Source organism: Segetibacter koreensis DSM 18137 (assembly GCF_000374045.1).
In the GTDB taxonomy this organism is placed as follows: Bacteria; Bacteroidota; Bacteroidia; order Chitinophagales; family Chitinophagaceae; genus Segetibacter; species Segetibacter koreensis.
This window is the reverse complement of the sequence record NZ_KB893321.1, coordinates 86,824-111,392: the sequence shown is the minus strand read 5'-3', so window position 1 is coordinate 111,392 and position 24,569 is coordinate 86,824. Positions and strand designations below refer to the sequence as shown.

Here is a 24,569-nt window from a genome sequence, read left to right as displayed (position 1 = left end):
TAAAGTTCCTTATAGAGTTGGAACATTGGTTTTTAAAAATGATAAGTGGCAAAATAACCGGATAAGCGGAGTTAATAAAAACAAAAAAAGAAGGCTACATTTAGACCGTTGCCACAGTTATCAATACTTGTATCAACCCTATTATAAAACCCAAAACTGCGCCAATAATTTCTACAAATCGGAATTCTGACGACATGATCTGGTTTAGAATATCCTCCAGTTTATCAGACGAAAATTTCCCTACCTTTTCAATAACTATTTTTTCGAGATTTAGTTCATGCTCCAAAGTAGTCATATACTGTTTCATTAAAACAGGAAACAATTCCTGCAACTCTTTCATAAATACAGCTTTTACCTGCGATATAGTTTTTTCTCCGATTAACATACCGATCATCGGTATTTCTGTAGCAAGTTTTTCTTTTAAAAATATATCTATATGTTTTTCGAGCACGGGCAGTATTTTCTCCACATTTGCCGGATTTGAAATTTTCTCTTCAATTTCTGAAAATGAAAGTAATTCATTACTTACCAGCTTACCGAGTTTCATTGCGAACTGCTGCTGTCTTTTAGGAAAGATGCCATGGAAAGTAATTCCTAGAATTTTTTTCGGTTCCCTGGGGTGAAAAAGCATTTTAATTGCTATCCAGTTTGTAAACCAACCAATAAATGCAGATATAACAGGAATGATAATTAGGATCCAACTCATATGAAATACAGGATTTATTTTAAATAAAAAAACCTTGTTCCTGTTGCAACAAGGTTTTTTTGAGGGAGACCGATGGGTTTCGAACCCACGGCCTTCAGTGCCACAAACTGACGCTCTAACCAACTGAGCTACGATCTCCGTTTTTCAATTCAGTGTGCAAAAATAGAAAAAAAAGCTTTAAAAAATAAATTTATCTGCCTTAGACTTTGCTCTTTTTTTTATTTAAGATTGTGATACACTTTTTGTACATCTTCATCTTGTTCAAGACGATCAACTAGTTCGAGAACCTCTTTTGCCTGTTCCTCGGGCAATTCAACAGTCGTTGTCGGTACGCGGGTAAGTTCTGAGCTAAGAGGTGTAATTCCTTTATCTTCCAGCGCTTTGGCCATTGTTCCAAATTCTTCGTAGGGCGTTCGAATAACTATATTTCCTTCATCGTCTTCACCTATTTCTTCAAGGCCAAAGTCTATGAGTTCCAGTTCCAGTTCTTCTAAGTCCTGTCCTTCTTTTTTTATTTTAAATTCACCTAAATGATTAAATAAAAATGATACTGAGCCGCTATTGCCCAGACTACCTTCACCTTTTCTAAAATGCATTCTTACGTTTGCCACTGTTCGGGTAGGGTTATCTGTAGCCGTCTCAACCAATACGGCAACACCATGAGGGGCATAACCTTCGTACACCATCTCTTCGTAATTGGTCATGTCTTTACCCTGTGCTCTTTTAATCGCCGCTTCCACACGATCTTTCGGCATATTAACGCCCTTTGCATTTGCTATACATCTTCGAAGAGCGGGATTTGTGGCGGGATCAGGACCTGCTGCTTTTACGGCAATGGCTATTTCCTTTCCAATACGTGTAAACTGCTTAGCCATCCTGTCCCAACGGGCGAACATGGTAGACTTTCTGACTTCAAATATGCGACCCATAATAGTTATATAAATAATTAAATAAAAATTCTAAAGCGGATGCAAAAGTAAGTGTTTACATGAAAATCAGAGCTCTACGATCAAACCTTTATATATTGTTGCTGACATTCGTATAAATCCTGCTTTCTATTACAGCTCATACTATTACGGGAATGTTTATATAAAAAGTGTAGGGTAAGGAACCAGATGTACTATTCATCAGTTTTTTGCTGTTCGGCGTTGGTACTTTTCTTTTCCGTATCTTTTTTATCTTTCAATTCTGCTTCGTTTTCTGCAGGAATGTCTACACCTTCGACAGAGTCAGTAGAAATAGCTGTTCCACTTTCATTTAAAATAAATTCTCCTTCCTGCGTGTCAGCTAATCCTTTACTATTTTTTTTCATAAATATCCGTTTTATGTAAGAATTACAATTTTTGCGCCAGTAAGGGAATGTCTGTTTCTGATACAAATTTCAAAGTATAATAAAGAGGCTATAAAAATATAATTTCAAGCTTTATTCATATTCTTTTCAGTACATTCCATATACTTCTTATATTCACGGCCCAGACGAAAGACGTGTTTCATTAGAATGTTAACCTGACGAAAAAGCCGAACGTAATTTAATTCAGGTTTTATTACCATTACTATCAATATTCACTAACGATTCTTAACTTAAAATATGGCTCCAACTGCTAACAACCGTTTTGCTATCATTTTACTTACATCACTGTTTTTTTTATGGGGTTTCGCTCTCAATTTAAACCCTATACTGATTCCTCATTTAAAGAAAGCATGCCAGTTGAGCGATGTGCAGTCTGCATTTATAGACTCTGCCTCGTACATAGCTTATTTTTTGATGGCTATTCCCGCGGGCCAGTTTATGAAAAGGTTTGGATATAAGGGAGGAATTATATTAGGGCTAATGTTATTTGCAACCGGCGCATTTCTTTTTTTTCCTGCTGCGGCCACACGTTCCTATGCTTTTTTCCTCACTGCTTTGTTTATCATTGCCTGTGGACTGGCTTTTTTAGAAACTGCCGCTAACCCATATATCACTGTTTTAGGCGACCCTAAAACAGCGACCCATCGTATAAATTTTGCACAATCTTTTAATGGCCTTGCCGCAACACTTGCCCCATTACTGGGAGGCATGTTCATTTTATCAGGCCATAGCTTTACTAAAGAACAAGAGGCTGCCATGCCTGCTACTCAGTTGAATAGTTACTTGCAAAATGAAGCCAATTCGGTTCAGGTTCCTTTTTTAGTGATAGGATCTGTAGTACTGTTAGTTGCTATTTTTATATGGAAAACACGTTTACCTGATCTGGCAGAAGATGAAGAGGTTCATGTAGAGAAGTCAATATTTAAAGAAAAGAATTTGATGTGGGGAGTTTTAGCGCAGTTTTTTTATGTGGGAGGCCAGGTGTGCGTGAGCAGTTTTTTCATTCGTTTTTCAAAGCGTGTTGCCGGTATCGAAGAAAAGCAGGCGGCCATGTTTTTATCAGCAGCTTTGCTAGGTTTTATGGCAGGCAGGTTTATTGGTACATTTTTAATGCGGTATATAGCTCCGGCAAAATTATTAGCTGGCTACAGTATAATTAATATGTGTTTGCTTTCAGTTGCAGTTTTATCACATGGAAAAATCTCTGTGTACGCCCTCGTTGGCGTTGAGTTTTTTATGTCTATTATGTTTCCTACTATTTTTTCTTTGAGCATTCATGGGTTAGGAGCTAAAACTAAAGAGGGTTCTTCTTTAGTGATAATGGCAATCGCTGGAGGCGCACTCTTTCCGGTACTTATGGGAAGATTATCAGATGCAACTAATATACAAACTGCTTATATAGTACCTGCTATTTGTTTTATTGTAGTATTCTATTTTGCCTTAAGGAATTTAAAAGTGAGGGATATACAGCTATCTGTTGCACACTAATAACTTATCGAGTCAAGTCCACCTGCTAATTTCTTTAAAACTATGTCAGATTTCCGTTTAGATGTTTCATCACAAAGTTTCACGTGATGGAGAATATCTATAGAAAGCTCTGGGATTGACATTCCGGTTCATTTTTTGCGGCTATTTAATTACACCTTAAGTAAATCAGTTCCCTTACTAGTAACCCTTTTTAGAATTGAGAGAAAATTGATTATTTAAAAGAATTTGTAATAGAAAAGCTAATTTGTCGGTATTAATAATGATTAAGAAGGACGTTCGAAAAATATATAAACAAAAAAGGGTTGATTTATCTGCTACCGAAAGGCTTAAGCTGGATGATTTGCTGTTAATACAATTGCAACGACTTTCGTTTGATGACAGTGTACAGCTCGTAATGAGCTTCTGGCCTTTGGAAAATCATGGAGAAATGAACATGCATCTGTATACACGCTACCTCGAACATGCAATACCTGAAATTAAAATTGCTTTCCCGGTTACTGACCCCTCAGCTTGTAAAATGCACGCTATTCTAGTAAGTGATGAAACAGAATTTGTTGAAAATAAATATGGAATTACCGAACCAGCGGAAGGAGAAGAAATTGAACCACAAGACATTGATTTAGTTTTTGTTCCTTTGCTTGCTTTTGATAAAAAAGGTTACAGGGTCGGTTACGGCAAAGGTTATTACGACAGGTTTTTAGAACAGTGCCGTGAAGACGTGATAACGGTAGGTTTTTCGTATTTCGAAGCTATCGACAAAATAGATGATACCCATCAATTTGACGTACCTTTAAATTATTGTATCACGCCCCATAAGATTTATGAATTTTAATTTTTACTTGTTTAAATCTCTTAGAATTCTCCTTTTTCCTTTCTCGTTACTATATGGTCTTATTATTAAAATCAGAAATTACCTTTTCGATAAAAACATAATAAAATCTGCGTCTTTTAACCTGCCAATTATTGCAGTTGGTAATTTATCAGTAGGTGGAACCGGAAAATCACCGATGGTCGAATACCTGCTGGCACTGTTAAAAAACAAGTATAAAGTAGCCACCCTCAGCCGTGGATATAAACGAAAAACAAAAGGCTATGCCCTGGCAAATGCAGAAACGACAGCTCTCGAAATAGGCGATGAGCCGATGCAATTTCATAGAAAGTTCCCAGATGTTGCAGTAGCTGTTGGTGAAGAAAGAATAGTTGCTATACCACAACTTTTACAGGATTGCCCGGAAACCGAAGTAATAATTTTAGATGACGCTTTTCAGCATCGTAGTATCAGGCCCGGTTTCAATATTCTGCTAACTCAGTACGGTGACTTATTTACGCGTGATTTTTTTTTGCCTACCGGCGATTTAAGAGACGAGCCTTCTTCATATAAAAGAGCTGATGTAGTAATCGTTACAAAATGCCCCGGTAATTTATCTCAAGAGGAACGAGATGAAATAAAAAAGGAAATAAAACCTTTTCCTCATCAAAAGATTTTTTTTACAACTATACACTATGGACTCCCTTATCATATCGTAACAGGATCGGAAAAAGCGATAACTTTAAACGATGAAGTATTATTGGTGTGTGGCATTGCAAATCCGGCACCTTTAAAAAATTATCTTTCACAAACGGCTAAAACCTATAACCAACTCTCTTTTTCAGACCACCATATCTTTACTATTGATGATATAAAAGAAATACAGAAGAAATTTAACGACCTTGCTGTAGATCAAAAAATGATAATAACCACCGAAAAAGATGCGGTGCGGTTAATGAAATTTAATGGAGAATTGATAAATATGCCGGTTTTTGTATTGCCCGTTCAACATAAATTTTTATTTGATGGGGGCATACAATTTGATGACATTGTAAATACTTTTATTAAAATGTTTCCCGGAGATAAAAAATAATATGAGCAAAAAAGAAAAGCCTTCACGAGGAAAAAAACACGAAGCAAATTTAGCCAAAGGAATACTGGAAATAACCCGTAGTGGTGTAGGTTATGTAGTGGTTAATGGAGAAGGAGGAGACGTTTTAGTACGACCCAATGATTTTAATACGGCGCTTAACGGTGATACCGTACGCGTTAAAGTATTAAAAGAAAATTTGAGGAGTGGCAAAAAAGAAGGCAAAATAACAGAAGTGGTAAGCCGTAAGCAAAGCGAATTTATCGGCCATTTGCAGCTAAGTTCAAATTATGCCTTTTTTATACCCGATACCGGCAAACCAATGCCTGACCTGTATATTCCTTTAGATAAAATAAATAATGCAAAAGATAAAGACAGGGTTCTGGCAAGGGTTACCAAATGGGATAGCACAAATAAAAAACCAGAAGGTGAAGTAGTGCAGGTATTACTTGCAGAACATGAAAGTGATATTGCTATGAAAGAAATACTGGTGGAAAATGGTTTTCCGCTAGTATTTGAAGATGAAGTGATGGAAGAGGCTATGAGACTCCCTGATGTTATTTGGACTGCCGACATTAAAAAGCGTAAAGACATGAGAGATGTACTTACGTTTACTATTGACCCTGTAGATGCACGCGATTTTGACGATGCTATATCGATTAAAAAAATAAAGACAGACCTATATGAAATTGGTGTACATATAGCAGATGTAAGTCATTATGTCTTGCCTGGCTCTGTTCTGGACAATGATGCTTATCAGCGGGCAACTTCTGTATATCTTCCTGACCGGGTAAACCCAATGCTACCCGAAAGAATATCCAACGAATTGTGCTCGCTAAGACCTAATGAAGATAAACTTACTTTTTCTGCTGTATTTCAAATAAACCAAAAAGGGCACGTAAAGGATTTTTGGTTAGGCAAAACTGTTATTCATAGTAACCACAGGTATAGTTATGAAGAAGTGCAGGAAATAATAGAAAGAAATGAAGGCATCAACCATGAAGAAATTATTTTGTTAAATAATCTTGCCCAAACTTTTAGAGCAGAAAGATTTAAAAAAGGTGCCATTAACTTTTCATCAACAGAAGTGCGTTTTAAACTGGATGAAAAAGGGAAACCCATTGGTATTATTGTAAAAGAAAGCAAAGAAGCCCATCAACTTATCGAGGAGTTTATGCTTCTTGCCAACAAAACCGTTGCAGAATATGTGTCGAAGGTAAAGGTGAACAAAAAAGAAGTTCCCTTTGCATATCGTATTCACGATGTTCCTGATGAACAAAAGCTTACTCCATTTATGGCTTTTGCAGCAAAATATGGTCATAAGTTTGATACGTCTTCACCCGAAAAAATTGCTTCAAGCTTCAATACCATGCTAGGTGATGCAAGGGGCAAACCTGAGCAGCACGTGTTGGAACAGTTAGGTATTCGTACAATGGCAAAGGCTGTTTATTCTGCTGACAATATCGGTCACTACGGCTTGTCTTTTGAGTATTATTGCCATTTTACATCGCCCATTCGTCGTTACCCCGACGTGCTTGTACACCGGGTATTAGAAAGTTGCCTGGAGGGAGCGCCAATTTTTGATAAGAGGATGGAGGAGAAGTGTAAACACTGCAGCGATATGGAACGAAGTGCGATGGATTGTGAAAGAGCAGGTAACAAATACAAGCAGGTAGAATTTCTAAAAGATCATTTGGGAGAGGAATTTTTAGGCGTAATAAGCGGCGTAGCTGGTTTTGGCTTTTGGGTAGAGACTGTTGAGCACAAATGCGAAGGTCTTGTCTCAATCACTACACTTTCTGATTATGATGATTTTCGTTTGATTGAAACTGATTACAGCCTTGTAGGACGGCGCAGCGGGCGTAAGTTTAGGATGGGAGACAAAGTGTATATTAAAGTTGTAGCAGCAAATCTTTCTAAAAGACAACTTGATTTTGAATGGGTGTTAAAGCCTGACATTGAAGATGGGCAAGATGAAGACCGTCCATCAAAACAAAAGGCATTAAATAAAGGAAAAAACAGGGAAAAGAAAAAGAGTAAGATCTGATAAAGTCGTAATATTATTCAGAGGATTTGTAACTGGCGGGAGGATTATAACTGCATCCCACTTCTGCGAGTTTAAAATGGATTCGTTTATTGTTGCTTATCTCACGCTGCAACCCTTTGTAATATCACCTTGCACGGAATACCAGACGTTACCTTAACATAATGACTCTTATAAAGAGGAATTTCAAGAAAATCGCCTGCTTTTAAACTATGAATGTCTTTTTCAATTATAATTTCACAAGTACCCTCTACAATAAGAAATTTTTCAATTTCATTTGTGTGCACTTCAGATGGAGCCATATCCTTAATCCAAACAATAGCAGTTGTCACCTCAGGAGTATAACATATAATTCTTGCATGCACGTCTTCAGTATCAGGTGGCATTATCATGTCGGGCCTCGATAGCCACTCTTTATAATCTGCTATTTTTGATTCTTTCTGCAGCATCGGTGGAAAACTCATCGTTTCGCCTTTCTCCATTCTATCAATGTAATTAATAGTAGCCAAAAACATAGGTTTGATAATCGGATCGGGCGTAATAGCATTGGACAATGCTTCTTGTTCGATCATTTGGCTAAATTCGTCAATTGCTGCAAGTACTTCAGCGTTGCCGGCAGCCATTTCTTCCACCTCCTTTGCTTCCACAGGCGTAGCCACGCCTAATACATAAGCTTCTATTATTCCCGACCGTATATATTCACTAGTTTCTTTCATTCCCTTTTCTATATCCAATATATCGCTTTATTATAACTATTATAGTGTATTAAAGATTTTTAATGTATTCTACTTAATATCTATTTTTATTTGCTAATTAAGCTCGCAATAATGTTCTGCCTATTGTAATTTTTTACAAAAATAAACTTGAAACTCTAATTAATACACTAAAATTGCTTAACGCCAGATTGGATAGGGCAGAAAACATAAACTAAAATCAATTGTTGAGATAAATAAATTGATTCTTTTTCCATTTCACTAAAGAAGTTAAAACAACTATATTTTTGCTGGCATACTTTCAATTAAAAAATTAAACGCAATAAAATGGGATTTGATCAATATCACGAGCCGGCATCGGAACTGTCGCAAGAGACCAGAACATTTGCAAGAATGATAACATCGCTTATAGAAGAAGCGGAGGCAATCGGCTGGTACGAACAACGCATTTCAGTAGAAAAAGATGAAGATGCTAAAGCCATTATGCTGAATGCACAGCAGGAAGAATTTAAACATTTCGGCATGGACCTGGAGTTTTTGTTGCGTAAGAAAGAGAAATGGCGTGTAACTTTAAAATCTATCCTATTTACTGAGGGGGATATCGTAAAGATGGGTGAGAAAGGTGAGCACAAAGCTGAATAAAAGAATTTTAGGAAATCAACTATATAAAGCATAATTACAATAAATAAACAGTTTGGTGTACAAACAATTATTTTAATTGTCTGTTACCCTGTTTATTTTTACCGAAAATATTTTTTTTGAAAACTATTTTAAATGAAACGCAAATTTCTTTAACTATCAAGAGACTTGCGCACCAAATTCTTGAGAATCATTTAGACCTTACCAATACTGTCATTATCGGTCTGCAGCCACGTGGTCTGTATTTAAGTGACAAGATTGTAGAAGAACTTAAAAGAAGTTTGCCAGGAAAAATTGTCAATTATGGTATTCTCGATATCACTTTTTATCGCGACGATGTGAGACGTGAAATAAAAGTTCCCAATAAGACTGATATTAATTTTAGCATTGAAAATAAAAAAGTTGTATTGATTGATGATGTCTTATACACCGGGCGCACAATTCGTGCTGCCCTAGATGCATTACTCGATTTTGGACGACCTGCAAAGGTGGAGTTGTGTGTACTTATAGACCGCCGGTTTAGCCGCCAATTACCCATACAGCCTGATTATACAGGCAAAGTCATTGATGCGCTGATATCCCAAAAAGTAAAAGTGTTATGGAAAGAAAAGGATGCAGCTACAGAAGTAATAATTACCGAATAAATCTTACTGTTTTATTTTCAACTCAGACTATTAACTTTGCTTCCTGAAATGACACTTTCCACTTCGAATCTTTTAGGAATAAAGGACCTTCAGCCAGATGATATTCGTTTAATTCTCGATACTGCCCTGCAGTTCAAAGATGTTTTACAAAGGCCCGTAAAAAAAGTTCCTTCCCTTCGTGATGTTACTATTGTAAATCTTTTTTTCGAAAATTCTACCCGTACACGTATTTCATTTGAGCTCGCCGAAAAGCGCTTGAGTGCCGATGTGCTCAATTTCACTACGAGTGCATCTTCTGTTTCAAAGGGAGAAACCATGCTTGACACAGTCAATAATATTTTGAGCATGAAAGTAGACATGGTAGTCTTGCGACATAGTGCCAGCGGTGCTCCTCATTTTTTGGCAAAACACATTCCGGCTGCCATTGTAAATGCGGGTGATGGTATAAACGAACATCCTACGCAGGCTTTGCTCGATGCCTTATCTATTACAGAAGCAACCGGTGGACTTGAAGGAAAAAAAATTGCTATAATAGGTGATATTATGCACAGCCGTGTTGCATTAAGTAATATTTATTTGCTCAATAAAATGGGAGCAGAAGTTACAGTTGCAGGGCCGCCGACATTAATTCCAAAATACATAAAAGAAGCATTAGGGGTAAATGTTACTTATAATGTAAAGGAAGCATTAGACTGGTGCGATGTGGCTAACGTTTTACGTATACAGCTTGAAAGACAAAATCAGCCTTTATTTTCTTCTTTACGCGAGTACAATCTTGTTTACGGTATCAGCAGAAAGTTGCTTGATAGTCTCAAAAAGCAAATTGTGATTATGCATCCAGGGCCAATTAACCGAGGTGTCGAAATTGACAGTGATGTTGCGAATGGTAATGAAAGTATTATACTTCAACAGGTTGAAAATGGTGTGGCAGTCAGAATGGCCGTATTATACCTTCTGGCAAACCGCGAGGGTTAATTTTTCCAGGTTACATTTCGCTTTCTTATAATTGTTAAGAAGAGATATTTTTGTTTCCGGCAGAATACCTTCATTCAACATCGTTGTGTCACTCCCTTCGACAGCTTGCCTTTGCTTTTGCAATCAAAAAGGATGAATTAAAAAGAATAAGATATTTATTAGCTATTTCTGTATTATTTATTGGAAATAGTTTCCTTATAAATAAATTAATTAAATAAACAATTTTCCTGTTACTTCGCCTCATCTATTATAACTTAAAAGTATGTACCGAATTTGTCTTTTTCCAGGCACTTTTGACCCTGTAACCTTAGGTCACGTTGATATAATTGACCGTTCCTTAAATTTATTTGATAAAGTCATAATTGGCATTGGAAAAAATACAAGTAAAATACCAATGTATTCTGAAGAGAAAAGATTGGAATGGTTAAAAGAAATTTATAAAAATGAGCCCAAGGTCGAAGCGCTGGTTTATGAAGGCCTGACCGCAGAATGTTGCAAAAGGGTAGGAGCAAAATTTATTTTAAGAGGTATTCGTTATGTCAACGATTTTGAATATGAAAAAGCGATCGCAGATATGAACCGAAGTCTCGACTCTTCCATTGAAACAATCTTTCTAACATGCCTTCCCAAATATACTTCTGTCGCGTCTACGCTAGTGAGAGATGTAATTAGAAATGGGGGAGACGTTAGCCAGTTTTTGCCACCGGTTGTAAGAAAATCTATTAAACAAATGAACATTGATCACAGACAACAGACCATACAAAGCACCTGAAAGCTATCAGTTTAGTTCACCTGGTTATGATCATCAAAGTATTTCTCAATTATTTCAATAATGTTGGGAAAAGTGTTTAATAAATATGGTTGCAATTCATTTTCGGCTGCCCATCGCAATTCTAAAATATCTTCTTCTGTTTGCGGAACTAATTGCTGTTCTCCGGAAACTTTCATGGCAAACCAATGGGTTTCCTTATCAATATTCTCGCCTTGCTCTATATAATGATGATTGGTGACCCCAACCAACTCACCTAATTGAATATTTTTTAAACCGGTTTCTTCTTCAACTTCTCTCACAGCACATTCTTCAATTGTTTCGCCTTCATCAAGTTTTCCTTTTGGCAGATCCCATTTTCCTCTGCGATATTGCAGTAATATTTTACCTTCTTCATTCTCCACTATTCCTCCGGCTGCTACAATTTTAACGGGCATACTTTCTATTTTAAGCAAAGAAACAAAACAACGAATGAAAATGCAAAATGGTATTCCGTGAGGTTTAGCGGCAACAAGTTTTTATCACCTTTCCCCTTATCTTCGTAACATGACTGAACAAAAAGGAGTAGCTGAAAAACTATTGCAGAGTGGGGCTGTACAACTGCGTCCAGAGAACCCTTATACATGGGCAAGTGGCTGGAAAAGCCCTATTTATTGTGACAACAGGAAAATTTTATCGTTTCCTTACATTAGGGAATATATCAAAAGCGAGATGTGTAACGTTATATTTGAGAAATATCCGGATGTAGAGCTGATAGCTGGTGTGGCGACAGCAGGAATAGCATGGGGAGCAATGGCTGCAGATCAATTGAAGCTGCCTTTTATATACGTGCGGCCAAAACCTAAAGAACACGGATTGGGTAACCAGATAGAAGGGGCTATTGAACCGGGGCAGAAAACAGTAATTGTGGAAGATCTCATTTCTACAGGTAAAAGCAGTCTGCAGGTTGTAGATGTTTTAAGAAAAGCCGGCCTTGAAATATTAGGTATGGTTTCGATATTTTCTTATGGTTTTGATGAAGCAAATAAAAATTTTTCAGATGCGGGAGTCGAGTACCAGTCGTTAACTGACTATGCAACATTAATTAACATTGGTTTGGAAAAAGGTAAAATACAATCAGCGGCAGAACCATTATTATTGCAATGGAGAAAAGACCCTGCAAACTGGCAAGGGGTATAATATAAAATTGTAAATCAAAAAACATGAAAAAGATTATTTTGCTTGCTATCATTCTAATTGGGTTTTTAGCCGGCAGTTTTGCACAAAATCGTAAGCCTGAATGGGCAACCATAAAAACACCTAATCTTAGATGCTGGGAATGTAAAAAAAGATTAGAAGATTATATGGCGAGGGAGATAGCGCAAACGGAAAGTGGAATAATCAAAATGCAGATAAACCTGCTAAGTGGTACTACCCGTGTCCAATACTGGCCTGACAGGGTTAATTTAAATTATATTCAGACTGCTTTTGCCAATGCCGGTTTCGATGCTGATGGTATTAAGGCTACAGAAGATAGTTATAAAAAGCTGCCGCCCGCATGTAAAAGAGCAGAAGACGGTGGGGGACCGCAAAAAGGCAAACCCTGCCATATGCAACCTTTTTAGAGATAAAACTTGTAATAACTACTTTTTGTAAAAATGGTTGGCAACATCTTTATTTGTTGTCAACCATTTTTTTATTTTCTAAGCATAAAAGCAATCCGAATTGTTTATGCTAGTACTGCTACTTGTTTTACTAATTGTATTTCTGCATTAATCTTCACATCTTCTCCAAGCATAACACCACCTGTTTCCAAGGCTGCGTTATAACTTATGCCAAAGTCTTTACGATTTATTTTTCCTGTTACGGTAAAACCTGCTTTTACATTTCCCCAAGGGTCTTTTGCAAGGCCATTATATTCTACCGAAAGTTTTACGGGTTTGGTAATCTCTCTTATTGTAAGGTCTCCGTAAAGTGTGAATGTGTCACTATCTATTTTTTCAACCTTTGTTGATTTAAACAGCATTTCAGGATGCTTATCCGCTTCAAAAAAATCAGCATTTCTTAGATGCTCATCTCTTTGGGAATTGTTAGTATTGATAGAGGCAACTTCTATGTTTGCTATCACTTTGGCATCGCTAAAATCATCTGAAGTGGTTTCTGTTTGTACGTCAAATTTTGAAAAAGAACCTGAAACGCTCGATATCATCAGGTGCTTAATTTTAAAACCTAATTCACTGTGTGTTGTGTCTAAAGACCATTTTGTTGCTGACATAATTTATGTTGTTTAATAAATTTATATTGTTTAATTATTGAAGTTTTTATTACAAATAGCACAAATAACCATGCTAACTAATTGCATCATTATCTCTTTTTTATCTTTTACCGGGTTTTGCAATGCCTCCTTATTGTGTTACAACAACATAATGCAAGCTTTATCACTTTTGTTCTACTGCTATTGCTTACATTAACTATTTTTTCTAACACTGTTAGTTATCTGTGCAAAAAAATCAACCTTTTATCCCTGCTACGAATCCCTTTATAAAGTCATTTAAAACCATATTGTTAAGTTCTGTCCTTGCATTTTCTTTACCCATAAGGTTGATAGAAATCAAGCCATGAAGCATGGACCAAAACGTATGAAACTTGAGAAAGGCATCTGCTTCGTGGTTTTTGCTATTTTTAATAAGATCTTTTACACATGACAATATTAATTCAGTAAACGTAGCCAACTCTGCTATTTGTTGCACCATTTCACAACCTGGCATTCCTAATCCATACATTACCTTGTAATATTCGACATTATCAAAAGCGAAATGCCAATAAGCAAAAGCCATAGACTCCAACTGTTTGGCCGGATCAGAAAAAGTCGACTTTGCTTTTTCGATTCGCTGGTTAAGAAGTCTGAAACCCTGTCGTGTTAATTCTAAAAGGATTCCTTCCTTATTTTCGAAATGATCATAAATAACAGGGACACTATACTCAATTGCATCTGCAATTTTTCGTATAGACAGCGCTTGCCATCCTTCTTTTTCTACAATCTGCATCGCAGATTTAAGAATAGAAGAACGAACTTCTTCTTTTTGCCTTATTTTTCGTTCTGCAATTCCCATCTAAATAAATCTTATTTCTAACACCGTTAGCAAAACTACTAATAGTATTTAAAATGGGAAAAATTTTTATATACCCTGGGCAAGAATTTATAACAATGTTAACGAAAGTATCATTAGAATGAACGTGACGATTAAGACGCTATTTAGATAGGGGAGACTTAAGAAGTTTTACAAGCAAGGCTAAAAGTTTACTTCAAGTGCCGGAATAATTAGTATTCTAGTACTTATATCTCTTAGCAGTTAATTCTCATTGTGACTTTTTAAGGGATGGTTTATAACACTTCTATATGCAAATTATTTTCAGATGCTTAAGCTGCTCATTCAAAATTTCTTGCATTACTTCCGATATACATTGCGAAAGCTGCTAGTGCTGTATCTTTAAGCAGGTTAACAAACGCCATTTGTTTCATATCTGCATCTCCTGCATTGAGATAATTGGGAAAATGAATGGACAATACAAAAATAATAAGCAATAATGCAAGCAGGTAGCCCGCAAGTTCTACCATTTTATGTAAAATAAATGCGATGCCGGCCAGTATGAATGCTGCACCAACTATATATACCCATATTATACCGCCAGGAATAAAATCAGGTACATAAACCAACAGGTTTTGTGGTTTCATAAAATGATAAAGACCAAAAATAATCATTACAACCCCTAATATTGTCACTGAAATTCGTGAGATGGTATGGTGTGTCATATTTAAGGTTTTTCTAAGATTAAGGTAGGTTGTTTTTTTGGTTTTGGCAAATATTTATCTCTAATTAAGTCTATATTTATTTGCCTGAATTACTACTAATGAAAGGTAGTTATAAAAAATAATATAAGAGTTTTTAATATTTAAGCGGTTAGAATAGATATATGATCTGTATCGGTAATTCTTTCTTTTAGTGCTTAAATTTTCAATTTTTCACTATAATTGGCTGGAGGGGTTGAAAACAATATTTTTATTAATTCCGTTTTTTCAAATAACAATACGATAATTGCGTTTACAAAAAGAAAGATTGGATTACGGGTTCAATAAATGTTAGCAAAGCATGATGCCTTTACTGATGGTATTTTTAACAAAAGGAAATATATCGATATAAAAGATGGAATCAATATTGCATCTTCAAAAGCGTCTTTCGCTTGGTTCTATTTTTCATAACAAGATATTGCTACCTGGGTAGAAAAGATAATAAAACTACTGGAAGACTATTTGGCTTAACCTTGATAAACATTTTGATTAACTGATCAATGATTTATGGTACTACAACATCCCAATTACAGCACTTCTAAAAGTAAAGAAGAGGTATTTGCTGAAGACAATTTTATAAATCCCTTGCCACGGGCAGTTATAAGGTCAAATTCTCCGATATTATTAGATGGAGATTGGAAATTTGCAATAGACAACGAAGACAGGGGAGTGCAGGAAAATTGGTATTTAGGTCACAAATATGATGACACGGCGCACTGGCCCGGGGCTATAGAGGAACATATGGCTGAGGCCAAAGGCCAACAAGTTCCTGCTGCTTGGCAAGATAAAATAGTTGCATGGTACGAGCGGGAGTTTCCACTGCCAGAGAGGGTTAACGGAAACGGTTCTTCACATTCACTTTTGCAACTAACCTTTGGAGCTTGTGGATATGAAACGATGGTATGGGTTAATGGAGTTCTCTTGAAAACTATAGAGGGGGAGGAAGTGCATGTTGGCGAGTATACATCTTTTTCTTATGAATTTCCTGAAGAAGCTTTAAAGCCTGTTAATCGTCTTACTGTACGTATTGCTGATACGATGGATGCCGATATTCCACGTGGCAAGCAGGAATCTCATGTGTACAAGCGCGGTGGAATCTGGTATCAGACCTATACAGGTGCCGTTCGCAGTATTTGGATAGAACCGGTTGAAAGAAACAGGCTCAGATCGCGGGTAGGTGTAGTTTCTATAGTAGAAGACAACATGGTTCGGTTTAACTTTACTACACGTATTCATGACCCTGGTCTTTATACAATAAGGTTGAAGGTTTATAACAAAAAACAGGAAGGAGATGAACCTATTGCCGTTTCTGATTTTCCTTTAGATTTAAAAGAAGGTCAAAAGCAGCAGCGTTTGGTAATCGAAGTGCCAGATGCAAGATTGTGGTCGCCAGAAGATCCATATTTGTATAAACTTGTTGCTCAACTAATAGATGCTAACGAACATGTTTCTGAAATTGAAACGCAGTTTGGACTGCGCAAAATTGAAGCACGTGGTTGCTGTATTTATCTTAATAATAAATCTGTTTATCTCGATGGGGTTCTTTATCAACCCGGCGCAGCTACGTATGAAGAAATTAAACTTCATATGCTTGCTATGAAAGAACTTGGGTGCAATCTTGTGCGAATACATATTGCAGGAGTTGATCCTCGTATTTACAACCTAGCAGATAAAATAGGCATGTTGCTGTGGGTAGAGGTACCAAGTCCTCATCGCTCAAATTATAAAAGCCGCCAAAACCATCGTGATGAGTTACTTCGAATGCTTGCCCTTATCGGAACACACCCATCTGTAGTTATATGGAGCTTGTATAACGAAGACTGGGGGGCGCAGGATATAGCTACGAGTGAAGAAACTCGCAAGTACATCATGGATACCTATCATTATATGCAACTGGCGCATCCTCAATTTTTAGTTGTAGATAATGACGGGTGGCAACACATATCGTTTGAGGGACGCCTTAAATCTGATATATTAACTGCACATCTTTATACGCCAGACATACAGCGTTGGCGACACATGCTCGACCAACTGGTAGCAGGAGAATTGGTAGGCGTTGCTGCTTTCCCACTTGTTGTAGGTGATCCATTTTTTTACCGTCGGCAAGTGCCACTGGTAGTAAGTGAGTGGGGCGGTTTTGGATTCATCGAATATGGTGGACCAAAAGACGACGAAGAACGTGCAGAACAGATAAAAATTTTTAAGGAAGAATTGCGGAAACGTCCCATAGCAGGTGATGTATACACGCAAGCGACAAATATTGAGGATGAAAGAAACGGCTTAATTGACGCAGAAACAGGTGAATTAAAAGTGCCCGCTGGCTTGCTGAAGAGCAACCCTCCAGTTAAATCAAAAGTTTCTGATAATGCTGTTACTCCATCATAATTATAAATTCAAAGCTTTTTAAAATGGATGCTGAAGTCCCGCTTAATTAATTGGGACTTTTTGCATAATCATTTTACCGCCACCAAGAGGATGACTTCAAAAATAGTAAGGGGATAACATTCCACAAGACGCTCTATTCTTCGATTACGGTTACTTAACATAATATTAATTATAGGAAAAAATAACTTTTAATATGGGTGAGAAATAATACTCCTTAAAATAATATTCTTTGGCCAATTCATTTTCCAACGTTTAAAGTAAATAAGATTACTATTGATAACTTTGCCTCATCGTCCAAGAATATAAAAACAATAAGTAGTTTTTAGCGTTATGTTATAAGAAAAAAAATTGCTGTTAGTGTTTTTAATACTAAAAATTTAATTAATAAAAATGGAATATAATAAATTAACGCCTGAAGAAGAAAGAGTAATTGTTTACAAAGGAACTGAAAGACCATACACAGGCGAATATAACAACAATAAGGAAAGCGGCACTTATGTTTGCAGACGATGCAACGCGCCATTATATCGATCAGAAGATAAGTTTGATTCTCACTGTGGGTGGCCAAGCTTCGACGATGAAATACCAGGTGCAGTAAAACACTTGGCCGATGCAGATGGTTCGCGCACAGAAATTGTTTGTGCTAACTGCGATGCTCATCTTGGCCACGTTTTTATAGGTGAACGTTTTACAAAGAAAAATACAAGACATTGCGTCAATTCAATTTCGATGAAATTTATTCCTTCAAATAAATAAGTATAGATGAATACAGAGACGGCAATATTTGCTTCAGGATGTTTTTGGGGAACACAGTTTTATTTTCAAAAAGCACCGGGAGTAATTTCAACTACAGTTGGGTATATTGGTGGAACTAAAGAAAATCCAACGTATCAAGAAGTTTGTACAGGAAAAACCGGTCATGCTGAGGCCACTGAGATCACTTACGATCCTTCAGAGACATCTTACGAAAATCTTGTGAAGTTGTTTTATGAAACACACGATCCCGGCCAAATGAACAGACAAGGTCCTGATATCGGCACACAGTATCGTTCCGCCATTTTTTACCAAAATGACGAACAAAAAGAAATAGCGGAAAAAATAACTGAACAATTGAAAGCCAAGGGTCATACGGTTGTAACCGAGATTACAAAGGCAGGGCCCTTTTACAAAGCGGAAAATTATCACCAGCAGTATTATACTAAAGGTGGCGGCACCCCCTATTGCCACAGTTATACAAAAAAGTTCTAATAATACTCAATTAAGTTCCTAAATAAGCTTAACAAAACGACTTCTACTATGTTAGAAAAAATTAAGTAATTTAACAGTTGATTATACAAACTTTCGAAGTTTAAAAAATCTGTCAAAGCAAATGCGGCGTAAATGCAATAAATTATCTTTCAATGAAAAGTGTTTTTTATTCCTGCCTGCTTGCAATAGTAATGGCTTCGTGCTCACAGGCTCAGGAACAGGCTAAAAAATTTGCTGTAACAAAAACTGATGCAGAATGGAAAAAACAACTTACTGACGAGCAATACTATGTTACGCGTAAGGAAGGAACTGAACCGCCTTTTAATAATGCATTTTGCAACAATCATGAAAAAGGTGTCTATAGATGTATTGGCTGCAGCCAACTATTATTTACAAGCGATACAAAATTTGAGAGTGGTACTGGGTGGCCCAGTTTCTACAAACCCGCGAACAATAAAGCTGTAGAAGAAAAAACCGACCGTGCTTTTGGAATGGTAAGACGGGAAGTACATTGCAGCCGGTGCGGAAGCCATTTAGGACATGTGTTTGAAGATGGGCCAAAACCAACGGGTTTAAGATATTGTATGAACTCTGCTTCACTGCAGTTTGTTAAGAATTGAAAATAATTTATTACAAAACCAATTGCTTACGTTTTAGTTATGAAGAAAATTGTTCATAAACATCCGCTTGCGATCAGGTGGTTTCATTGGTTCAACTTCCCCGTTTTGACCTGTATGATCTGGAGTGGTTTACTAATCTACTGGGCCAATGACGTGTACAAGATTGGTTGGAATAATAAAACCTTAATTAAATTTTTTCCCGAAGATTTTTATAAAGCCCTGCATATTCCGTATCATTTGGCTGAAGGTATGAGCTGGCATTTTGCTTTTATGTGGCTGTTTGCAATTAACGGGTTGCTCTATATTTTATTTACTATTTTTTCGGGTCAATGGAGATTTTTGCTTCCAAATAAAAAATCATTCAGAGAAGCCTGGATGGTTCTTCTTCATGATCTGCATCTTTCAAAATATACTCCTCCACAACTGAAATACAACGCTGCGCAACGAATTGCCTACACGGCTATTGTCATCATGGGAATCGGTTCATTACTTACCGGATTGGCTATATATAAACCTGTTCAATTCAGTCGTATAGCATGGCTCTGCGGCGGGTATGCAGCAGCAAGGGCAGAGCATTTTATACTTACTATCGGCTATGTTCTCTTTTTTCTCATTCATATAGTGCAGGTTATAAAAACTGGCTGGAACAATTTTCAGGCAATGATCACTGGTTTTGAAATAATTAAACCAACAGTACAAAAAGCGTCTCATGAGTAGGTCTTCATCTTCTTTACCCGAAGAGTCCATTTCTAATAAAGGATTTGTAGCAAAAACTTTTATTGCTTTTTTGGTATTTGGTGCGCTAATGATAGTTGGCTGGAGTACATTTAAATGGATAAATATGCAGCCACAGGAAGCAGGCGCTTTAAAACCATTAAGGAAGACTCTTGACTTTAATGAAAAAGTTTTTTCGGGAATTTTCAATGCCAATCATCTTGTAAAAGAATACCCTGTAAGCCAGGCAGTAAAACGTGTACGGGTAAACGGAATGGACGGATTAAGAGATAGCGTAAATGAAGCAAGCTGGCGCCTGAAAGTTGTGAGAGCTGCAGGAGACACTTTGCAACTAACGTTAAACGATATTAAACAATTACCAAAAAAAGATATTGTTTTTGATTTTAAATGCATAGAAGGTTGGGACCAGGTTACACATTGGGGTGGCGTTCCTTTAAAAACTTTTATGGAACATTATCATCTCGACAAGCAATCAAAAATGAATTACCTAGGTTTAGTAACACCGGACAAAGGTTATTATGTAGGAATAGACATGCCAAGCGCTCTGCACCCACAAACCCTGTTGTGTTATGAAATGAATGGGAAACCTTTGCCTGTTAACCAGGGTTTTCCTCTTCGCCTGATTATACCTGTCAAATATGGTATCAAACATCTAAAACGTATCGGCACTATGTTTTTCAGTAATAATAAACCTGCTGATTATTGGGCTGAAAGAGGTTATGATTATTATGCAGGGCATTAACCGTGGAATTAAAATTTGAGCAAGAACTTTTTTAATTTTTAATTTTCTTTAATTTCAGTTTACATTCTTTTATCCCCCTCCCCGTTCTGTATCAAATTTAAAACACACTGTTCGTTTTCGAACACTTTTACTTCATCAAAACAGACACAACTTATTAGTAGTCAGTACATTATACTTTGGCATTTCGATTGGAATTATACATGTAGAAAAAATTAATCTTTATGTACCAGGTAATTCCAGAAAATATAGCACAAATTCTTTTTAAGAGACTGCTCATATTTATTTGCCTTTTCGTTGCGGCAATGATAATTATTTATCTGCATCAGTCCGTTGCCTCCTACCCTTCTTTCAAGGCACATGATGAACTAATTAAAACTGATTTAATTTTTACAGCAATAAACTTATAAAGCCTTCAAGGAATTTAAAATAACGTACCTGTAACAACAGGGATACTAATAAACAGAGGTTATCTCAGAGATTTGAGATAACCTCTTCTTTTTAGATCTTACTCAGGCATACTCCTTCACTTGCCAACGTTCTTTAATTTCTTCCTTCAATTTATTAATAATATCATCCAGGCCCTCGTACCAATCAAGGTGAGGACTTGTTTTATCACACCCCCCTGCATATGCAATACATTGCGTCTCCTCCCAAACTTTACCGCAATCAGGACACCGTCCCCCGGTGCTAAATGTATCCCAAACGCATCCACAACTGCATTGCCAATAAGGTTGTCCGTCAGGTTCCCATTTGCATTTAGGGCAACGAATATGAATATTATCCATGGTACGTTTTGAATTTTATGTAAGTAAAATTTTATTTATAAGTGGTACAACAATCAGTAACAGTAAATACTAATTTACAATCTCTTTTGATATAAAAAATCGTTTTCCAAATACAGGCTTAAAAACTATTCCATTAAATTTTCCGCTTTCAAACTTCTTGTCCGAAATCGAACACTTTTTAAAATCAAATTTCACCTAATTGGATGTCATTCAATTACTTACGTTTGGCATCTCGCTTGGAATTAATAATACCAAATAAGAACAAATGGATAAGAACATTACACAGGAAGTTATCAAAAAAAAGAAAAGAAAAAGCTCTTTAATTGTTCTTGTAATTATTGTAGTGCTGGTTGCTTCGGTTCTAATGCTACGCGCTTCCTTTTCATCAACGATAAAAAGACAAAACATAACAACAGCGGTCGTTGAAATTGGCAATATCGAAAACACCATTTCAGCTTCGGGTGAAATACTTCCGGAATTTGAGCAGGTAATTACAAGCCCCATAAATGCTTCCATAAAAAGTGTAGCAATGGATGCCGGAAGTTCAGTAAAAACCGGACAATCAATTTTATCTCTCGACAAGCAAACAACAGAGATGGAATATGAAAAACTAAAATTTCAATTGGAAGCCAAAAAGAACAGTATACAAAAGCTAAAACTGGAATTGAACAAAAGCTTTTATGACATACAATCTAACAACAATATAAAAGAGTTGAAGATAAACAGTTTGCAAGCTGCCGTTGACAATGCCAAGCGGTTATATAAAGCCGGCGGCGGCACGAGAGAAGCAATTGAACAGGCAGAGCTCGATTTAAAAGTGGCAATGCTGGAAAAGAAACAACTTGAAAACGAAATAAAGAGCAAGCAGCAGACAATGAAAGTGGATATCAGGGAATCTGAAATCGCTGCACAAATACAACAAACAGATCTTACAGAACTTCAAAGAAAACTGCAACAAGCTAACATAATAGCAAATCGTGCAGGCGTAGTTACCTGGGTAAATAAAAACATTGGAGCAACAGTACAGGAAGGTGAAATACTTGCACGAATTGCTGATCTTGGGAGTTATAAAGTTTCCGGGACTATTTCTGATAGTTACCTAAATGACCTTCGAACTGGTCTTCCCGCAATAATTCGTATAAATGATTCTTCTGTCAGGGGTAAGGTTACCAACATCCATCCTACCATTCAAAACGGTATCGTTTCATTTGATGTGCAGTTAGATGAACGATATAGCAAACTGTACCGGCCCAACATGAAAGTAGATGTTTTTGTAGTAACAAGCAGCAAAAACGATGCAATGCGGGTGGCAAATGGACCTGCATTTAAAGGAAGCAATGTCCAGGACATTTTTGTAGTATCTAACGGTAAGGCGCAGCGAAGAACAGCAAATATAGGTTTAAGCAACTTTGATTATGTAGAGATAAAAGACCAGGTAAAACCAGGAGATGTAGTCATTACATCGGATATGAGCGATTATAAAAATTCACAAGAAATAACTATTAATAACTAAAGAGCAATGCAACCAAAACTGCTGATTACAATACCCACGCTCCTGCTCTTTTGGCTAAAAGTTGAATGTCAAACGACAGATGATACCTTAAGACTGACACTGCAACAGGTAGTTGAAATGGCTAAAGGCAAGTCAATAGCAGCAAAGCAAGCTGTTACATTAAAAGAAAATAAATATTGGCAATGGCGCACCTTCAAAAGCAATTACCAGCCGCAATTATCTTTAAACGGCACGTTACCTGCTTACATCAACTCCTTCCAGGAAGTTGTACAGCCAGATGGAACTATAGAGTTTCAACCGGTAAAATATAACAATTCATCTTTAAATCTTGCGTTGAGTCAAAGCATAGCGCAAACAGGCGGAACGATTTTCGGAACAACGCAATTGCAACGGTATGACGACTTTGACAGAAAGTATAAATTGTATAATGGAGTTCCATATGGCATTGGTTATAGCCAGCCTTTGGCAAGGTTCAATCAACTGAAATGGGATCAAAAGATCGAACCTCTAAAATTCAACGAAAGCAAACAAGCTTATATCGAGTCAATGGAACAAATTGCAATAAAGGCTACCGGCTACTTTTTCGATTTACTGCTTGCACAGGTCAATTTACAAATTGCTGAAACAAATTATGACAACACAAAAAATATTCTTCGTATTGCAAAAGAAAAATTTGATCTCGGTAAAGTATCAAGAAATGAAATTTTGCAACTGGAACTGGAACAACTTAAATCGCAAAAAGCTGTGGGTATAGCAAAACGTGATATGGAAATATCTGCACTAAATCTAAAAACATATACAGGTCTTACCAATACTGAGAAAATATCGTTGATATTACCAAAAGAAACAAGATCAACGGATATAAATGCTGAGAAAATTTTATCAGAAGCCCTGGAAAACCGTTCAGATGCAATTGCCTTCATGCGCCGTATTGCCGAAGCCAAAAGAGACGTGGCTAAAGCAAAGGGAGATAATGGTATAAATGCAACGTTAACGGCAAGATTAGGCTATTCTAAAAGCGCGTCTAATATCAGTAAAGTGTACCAGGCGCCAAGAAGTCAGCAACTGGTGCAGTTGGAGTTTGATATTCCCATTTTAGACTGGGGACGTTCAAAATCGAGATTAAAAACAGCAGAAGCAAACAAGCAATTTACAGAATACGCTGTTGAGCAGGATAAACAAACATTTACGCAGGAAATATACACGCAGGTTACGCTGTATCAAATGATGAAAGAACAGCTAGTGCTGAATGCCAAAGCGGACAGCATTGCGTCAGAAAAATACCAGATTGCAAAAGAAAGATATGTGCTTGGGAACTTAAGCATTACAGACCTTAGTATTGCTTTTCAAGAGAATGACCAGGCAAAAAGAGACTTTGTCCTGGGACTTAGAGACTTCTGGAGCGCTTACTACCAACTTAGATACTTAAGTCTTTACGACTTTGAGAAAAAACAAAAAATTATTTATAATTAAAATTAAAACAAC

The 24,569-nt window shown here is 36.7% G+C and carries 28 protein-coding genes and 1 tRNA gene; 18 read left to right on the top strand and 11 right to left on the bottom strand.

Features of this window, described 5'->3' with window-relative positions; all coding sequences use genetic code 11:
- Nucleotides 1-100: 100 nt before the first annotated feature.
- The 4 genes from B154_RS0108910 to B154_RS0108895 all read right to left on the bottom strand — a co-directional run bounded on the left by B154_RS0108910 (nucleotide 101) and on the right by B154_RS0108895 (nucleotide 2,018).
- A complete protein-coding gene (locus B154_RS0108910; RefSeq protein WP_018613544.1) occupies nucleotides 101-706 on the bottom strand; it encodes a DUF445 domain-containing protein in 606 nt (201 codons plus the stop codon).
- A 64-nt stretch (nucleotides 707-770) separates the two neighbouring features.
- Nucleotides 771-844, bottom strand: a tRNA-His gene (locus B154_RS0108905).
- Nucleotides 845-924: 80 nt separating this feature from the next.
- Nucleotides 925-1,635: a YebC/PmpR family DNA-binding transcriptional regulator gene (locus B154_RS0108900; RefSeq protein ID WP_026260065.1), complete on the bottom strand. Its 711-nt coding sequence runs from the start codon at nucleotides 1,633-1,635 to the stop codon at nucleotides 925-927.
- Nucleotides 1,636-1,826: 191 nt separating this feature from the next.
- Nucleotides 1,827-2,018: a hypothetical protein gene (locus B154_RS0108895; RefSeq protein WP_018613542.1), complete on the bottom strand. Its 192-nt coding sequence runs from the start codon at nucleotides 2,016-2,018 to the stop codon at nucleotides 1,827-1,829.
- Between the two features lie 276 nt (nucleotides 2,019-2,294).
- Between B154_RS0108895 and fucP the strand changes: the two genes are divergently transcribed.
- The 4 genes from fucP to rnr all read left to right on the top strand — a co-directional run bounded on the left by fucP (nucleotide 2,295) and on the right by rnr (nucleotide 7,490).
- The gene (fucP, locus tag B154_RS0108890) at nucleotides 2,295-3,545 is read left to right on the top strand and encodes an L-fucose:H+ symporter permease (RefSeq protein WP_018613541.1); all 1,251 of its coding nucleotides are present in this window, start codon (nucleotides 2,295-2,297) and stop codon (nucleotides 3,543-3,545) included.
- Nucleotides 3,546-3,804: 259 nt separating this feature from the next.
- Nucleotides 3,805-4,377, top strand: a complete 573-nt coding sequence (locus tag B154_RS0108885; RefSeq protein ID WP_018613539.1) for a 5-formyltetrahydrofolate cyclo-ligase — start codon at nucleotides 3,805-3,807, stop codon at nucleotides 4,375-4,377.
- Nucleotides 4,367-5,446 (top strand): tetraacyldisaccharide 4'-kinase, encoded by a 1,080-nt coding sequence (lpxK, locus tag B154_RS0108880; protein WP_018613538.1) that lies wholly within the window; start codon nucleotides 4,367-4,369, stop codon nucleotides 5,444-5,446. The genes B154_RS0108885 and lpxK overlap by 11 nt, the downstream gene beginning before the upstream one ends.
- Nucleotide 5,447: 1 nt before the next feature.
- Nucleotides 5,448-7,490, top strand: coding sequence for a ribonuclease R (rnr, locus tag B154_RS0108875; protein WP_018613537.1), 2,043 nt, complete (start codon nucleotides 5,448-5,450; stop codon nucleotides 7,488-7,490).
- 101 nt (nucleotides 7,491-7,591) lie between these two features.
- On the opposite strand, the gene B154_RS0108870 is transcribed toward rnr, so the two are convergent.
- On the bottom strand, nucleotides 7,592-8,203 hold the full coding sequence (locus tag B154_RS0108870) for a cupin domain-containing protein (protein ID WP_026260064.1): 612 nt from the start codon (nucleotides 8,201-8,203) through the stop codon (nucleotides 7,592-7,594).
- Between the two features lie 324 nt (nucleotides 8,204-8,527).
- On the opposite strand from B154_RS0108870, the gene B154_RS0108865 reads away from it, so the two are divergent.
- The 4 genes from B154_RS0108865 to coaD all read left to right on the top strand — a co-directional run bounded on the left by B154_RS0108865 (nucleotide 8,528) and on the right by coaD (nucleotide 11,230).
- A complete protein-coding gene (locus tag B154_RS0108865; protein WP_018613535.1) occupies nucleotides 8,528-8,842 on the top strand; it encodes a ferritin family protein in 315 nt (104 codons plus the stop codon).
- Between the two features lie 116 nt (nucleotides 8,843-8,958).
- Nucleotides 8,959-9,483 carry a bifunctional pyr operon transcriptional regulator/uracil phosphoribosyltransferase PyrR gene (pyrR, locus tag B154_RS0108860; RefSeq protein ID WP_018613534.1) on the top strand — a complete coding sequence of 175 codons (525 nt, stop codon included), beginning with the start codon at nucleotides 8,959-8,961 and terminating at the stop codon, nucleotides 9,481-9,483.
- Between the two features lie 48 nt (nucleotides 9,484-9,531).
- Nucleotides 9,532-10,458, top strand: a complete 927-nt coding sequence (locus B154_RS0108855) for an aspartate carbamoyltransferase catalytic subunit (protein ID WP_018613533.1) — start codon at nucleotides 9,532-9,534, stop codon at nucleotides 10,456-10,458.
- Between the two features lie 262 nt (nucleotides 10,459-10,720).
- On the top strand, nucleotides 10,721-11,230 hold the full coding sequence (coaD, locus tag B154_RS0108850; RefSeq protein WP_018613532.1) for a pantetheine-phosphate adenylyltransferase: 510 nt from the start codon (nucleotides 10,721-10,723) through the stop codon (nucleotides 11,228-11,230).
- An 11-nt stretch (nucleotides 11,231-11,241) separates the two neighbouring features.
- Here coaD and B154_RS28090 read toward each other — a convergent pair whose 3' ends face one another.
- Nucleotides 11,242-11,664, bottom strand: coding sequence for an NUDIX hydrolase (locus tag B154_RS28090; RefSeq protein ID WP_018613531.1), 423 nt, complete (start codon nucleotides 11,662-11,664; stop codon nucleotides 11,242-11,244).
- Nucleotides 11,665-11,773: 109 nt separating this feature from the next.
- Here B154_RS28090 and pyrE point away from each other — a divergent pair, with 109 nt between their 5' ends.
- Nucleotides 11,774-12,406 (top strand): orotate phosphoribosyltransferase, encoded by a 633-nt coding sequence (pyrE, locus tag B154_RS0108840; RefSeq protein ID WP_018613530.1) that lies wholly within the window; start codon nucleotides 11,774-11,776, stop codon nucleotides 12,404-12,406.
- Nucleotides 12,407-12,429: 23 nt separating this feature from the next.
- Nucleotides 12,430-12,831 (top strand): hypothetical protein, encoded by a 402-nt coding sequence (locus B154_RS28085; protein WP_018613529.1) that lies wholly within the window; start codon nucleotides 12,430-12,432, stop codon nucleotides 12,829-12,831.
- A gap of 104 nt (nucleotides 12,832-12,935) precedes the next feature.
- On the opposite strand, the gene B154_RS0108830 is transcribed toward B154_RS28085, so the two are convergent.
- The 3 genes from B154_RS0108830 to B154_RS0108820 all read right to left on the bottom strand — a co-directional run bounded on the left by B154_RS0108830 (nucleotide 12,936) and on the right by B154_RS0108820 (nucleotide 15,020).
- On the bottom strand, nucleotides 12,936-13,481 hold the full coding sequence (locus B154_RS0108830) for a YceI family protein (RefSeq protein WP_018613528.1): 546 nt from the start codon (nucleotides 13,479-13,481) through the stop codon (nucleotides 12,936-12,938).
- A 235-nt stretch (nucleotides 13,482-13,716) separates the two neighbouring features.
- Nucleotides 13,717-14,319 (bottom strand): TetR/AcrR family transcriptional regulator, encoded by a 603-nt coding sequence (locus tag B154_RS0108825; RefSeq protein ID WP_018613527.1) that lies wholly within the window; start codon nucleotides 14,317-14,319, stop codon nucleotides 13,717-13,719.
- Between the two features lie 317 nt (nucleotides 14,320-14,636).
- Entirely contained in the window at nucleotides 14,637-15,020 is a 384-nt protein-coding gene (locus B154_RS0108820; protein WP_018613525.1) for a DoxX family protein, read from the bottom strand.
- Nucleotides 15,021-15,563: 543 nt separating this feature from the next.
- Here B154_RS0108820 and B154_RS0108810 point away from each other — a divergent pair.
- The 6 genes from B154_RS0108810 (at nucleotide 15,564) to B154_RS0108785 (ending at nucleotide 20,786) form a co-directional block, all read left to right on the top strand.
- The gene (locus B154_RS0108810) at nucleotides 15,564-17,441 is read left to right on the top strand and encodes a glycoside hydrolase family 2 protein (RefSeq protein ID WP_018613520.1); all 1,878 of its coding nucleotides are present in this window, start codon (nucleotides 15,564-15,566) and stop codon (nucleotides 17,439-17,441) included.
- A gap of 390 nt (nucleotides 17,442-17,831) precedes the next feature.
- On the top strand, nucleotides 17,832-18,197 hold the full coding sequence (locus B154_RS32990) for a methionine-R-sulfoxide reductase (protein ID WP_018613518.1): 366 nt from the start codon (nucleotides 17,832-17,834) through the stop codon (nucleotides 18,195-18,197).
- A gap of 6 nt (nucleotides 18,198-18,203) precedes the next feature.
- Nucleotides 18,204-18,689 carry a peptide-methionine (S)-S-oxide reductase MsrA gene (gene msrA, locus B154_RS32985; protein WP_018613517.1) on the top strand — a complete coding sequence of 162 codons (486 nt, stop codon included), beginning with the start codon at nucleotides 18,204-18,206 and terminating at the stop codon, nucleotides 18,687-18,689.
- Nucleotides 18,690-18,841: 152 nt separating this feature from the next.
- Entirely contained in the window at nucleotides 18,842-19,309 is a 468-nt protein-coding gene (gene msrB, locus B154_RS0108795) for a peptide-methionine (R)-S-oxide reductase MsrB (RefSeq protein WP_018613516.1), read from the top strand.
- Between the two features lie 39 nt (nucleotides 19,310-19,348).
- On the top strand, nucleotides 19,349-20,026 hold the full coding sequence (locus B154_RS28080) for a cytochrome b/b6 domain-containing protein (protein WP_083934942.1): 678 nt from the start codon (nucleotides 19,349-19,351) through the stop codon (nucleotides 20,024-20,026).
- Nucleotides 20,019-20,786 carry a molybdopterin-dependent oxidoreductase gene (locus tag B154_RS0108785; protein WP_018613513.1) on the top strand — a complete coding sequence of 256 codons (768 nt, stop codon included), beginning with the start codon at nucleotides 20,019-20,021 and terminating at the stop codon, nucleotides 20,784-20,786. The genes B154_RS28080 and B154_RS0108785 overlap by 8 nt, the downstream gene beginning before the upstream one ends.
- A 212-nt stretch (nucleotides 20,787-20,998) precedes the next feature.
- Here the strand turns inward: B154_RS0108785 and B154_RS32260 are convergent, their stop codons facing one another.
- Both B154_RS32260 and B154_RS0108775 read right to left on the bottom strand, forming a co-directional pair.
- Nucleotides 20,999-21,145 (bottom strand): hypothetical protein, encoded by a 147-nt coding sequence (locus tag B154_RS32260; RefSeq protein WP_157580601.1) that lies wholly within the window; start codon nucleotides 21,143-21,145, stop codon nucleotides 20,999-21,001.
- Nucleotides 21,146-21,295: 150 nt separating this feature from the next.
- Nucleotides 21,296-21,571 carry a hypothetical protein gene (locus B154_RS0108775; protein WP_018613508.1) on the bottom strand — a complete coding sequence of 92 codons (276 nt, stop codon included), beginning with the start codon at nucleotides 21,569-21,571 and terminating at the stop codon, nucleotides 21,296-21,298.
- A gap of 265 nt (nucleotides 21,572-21,836) precedes the next feature.
- On the opposite strand from B154_RS0108775, the gene B154_RS0108770 reads away from it, so the two are divergent.
- Nucleotides 21,837-23,084, top strand: coding sequence for an efflux RND transporter periplasmic adaptor subunit (locus B154_RS0108770; protein WP_018613505.1), 1,248 nt, complete (start codon nucleotides 21,837-21,839; stop codon nucleotides 23,082-23,084).
- A 6-nt stretch (nucleotides 23,085-23,090) separates the two neighbouring features.
- Nucleotides 23,091-24,557, top strand: coding sequence for a TolC family protein (locus B154_RS0108765; protein WP_018613503.1), 1,467 nt, complete (start codon nucleotides 23,091-23,093; stop codon nucleotides 24,555-24,557).
- Nucleotides 24,558-24,569: the final 12 nt, after the last annotated feature.

Bases quoted from the DNA above. Each gene is read 5' to 3' on its own strand.
- B154_RS0108910 (WP_018613544.1), bottom strand. From the start codon at position 706: ATGAGTTGGATCCTAATTATCATTCCTGTTATATCTGCATTTATTGGT.
- B154_RS0108900 (WP_026260065.1), bottom strand. From the start codon at position 1,635: ATGGGTCGCATATTTGAAGTCAGAAAGTCTACCATGTTCGCCCGTTGG.
- B154_RS0108895 (WP_018613542.1), bottom strand. From the start codon at position 2,018: ATGAAAAAAAATAGTAAAGGATTAGCTGACACGCAGGAAGGAGAATTT.
- fucP (WP_018613541.1), top strand. From the start codon at position 2,295: ATGGCTCCAACTGCTAACAACCGTTTTGCTATCATTTTACTTACATCA.
- B154_RS0108885 (WP_018613539.1), top strand. From the start codon at position 3,805: ATGATTAAGAAGGACGTTCGAAAAATATATAAACAAAAAAGGGTTGAT.
- lpxK (WP_018613538.1), top strand. From the start codon at position 4,367: ATGAATTTTAATTTTTACTTGTTTAAATCTCTTAGAATTCTCCTTTTT.
- rnr (WP_018613537.1), top strand. From the start codon at position 5,448: ATGAGCAAAAAAGAAAAGCCTTCACGAGGAAAAAAACACGAAGCAAAT.
- B154_RS0108870 (WP_026260064.1), bottom strand. From the start codon at position 8,203: ATGAAAGAAACTAGTGAATATATACGGTCGGGAATAATAGAAGCTTAT.
- B154_RS0108865 (WP_018613535.1), top strand. From the start codon at position 8,528: ATGGGATTTGATCAATATCACGAGCCGGCATCGGAACTGTCGCAAGAG.
- B154_RS0108855 (WP_018613533.1), top strand. From the start codon at position 9,532: ATGACACTTTCCACTTCGAATCTTTTAGGAATAAAGGACCTTCAGCCA.
- coaD (WP_018613532.1), top strand. From the start codon at position 10,721: ATGTACCGAATTTGTCTTTTTCCAGGCACTTTTGACCCTGTAACCTTA.
- B154_RS28090 (WP_018613531.1), bottom strand. From the start codon at position 11,664: ATGCCCGTTAAAATTGTAGCAGCCGGAGGAATAGTGGAGAATGAAGAA.
- pyrE (WP_018613530.1), top strand. From the start codon at position 11,774: ATGACTGAACAAAAAGGAGTAGCTGAAAAACTATTGCAGAGTGGGGCT.
- B154_RS28085 (WP_018613529.1), top strand. From the start codon at position 12,430: ATGAAAAAGATTATTTTGCTTGCTATCATTCTAATTGGGTTTTTAGCC.
- B154_RS0108830 (WP_018613528.1), bottom strand. From the start codon at position 13,481: ATGTCAGCAACAAAATGGTCTTTAGACACAACACACAGTGAATTAGGT.
- B154_RS0108825 (WP_018613527.1), bottom strand. From the start codon at position 14,319: ATGGGAATTGCAGAACGAAAAATAAGGCAAAAAGAAGAAGTTCGTTCT.
- B154_RS0108820 (WP_018613525.1), bottom strand. From the start codon at position 15,020: ATGACACACCATACCATCTCACGAATTTCAGTGACAATATTAGGGGTT.
- B154_RS0108810 (WP_018613520.1), top strand. From the start codon at position 15,564: ATGGTACTACAACATCCCAATTACAGCACTTCTAAAAGTAAAGAAGAG.
- B154_RS32990 (WP_018613518.1), top strand. From the start codon at position 17,832: ATGGAATATAATAAATTAACGCCTGAAGAAGAAAGAGTAATTGTTTAC.
- msrA (WP_018613517.1), top strand. From the start codon at position 18,204: ATGAATACAGAGACGGCAATATTTGCTTCAGGATGTTTTTGGGGAACA.
- msrB (WP_018613516.1), top strand. From the start codon at position 18,842: ATGAAAAGTGTTTTTTATTCCTGCCTGCTTGCAATAGTAATGGCTTCG.
- B154_RS28080 (WP_083934942.1), top strand. From the start codon at position 19,349: ATGAAGAAAATTGTTCATAAACATCCGCTTGCGATCAGGTGGTTTCAT.
- B154_RS0108785 (WP_018613513.1), top strand. From the start codon at position 20,019: ATGAGTAGGTCTTCATCTTCTTTACCCGAAGAGTCCATTTCTAATAAA.
- B154_RS32260 (WP_157580601.1), bottom strand. From the start codon at position 21,145: ATGTGCCTTGAAAGAAGGGTAGGAGGCAACGGACTGATGCAGATAAAT.
- B154_RS0108775 (WP_018613508.1), bottom strand. From the start codon at position 21,571: ATGGATAATATTCATATTCGTTGCCCTAAATGCAAATGGGAACCTGAC.
- B154_RS0108770 (WP_018613505.1), top strand. From the start codon at position 21,837: ATGGATAAGAACATTACACAGGAAGTTATCAAAAAAAAGAAAAGAAAA.
- B154_RS0108765 (WP_018613503.1), top strand. From the start codon at position 23,091: ATGCAACCAAAACTGCTGATTACAATACCCACGCTCCTGCTCTTTTGG.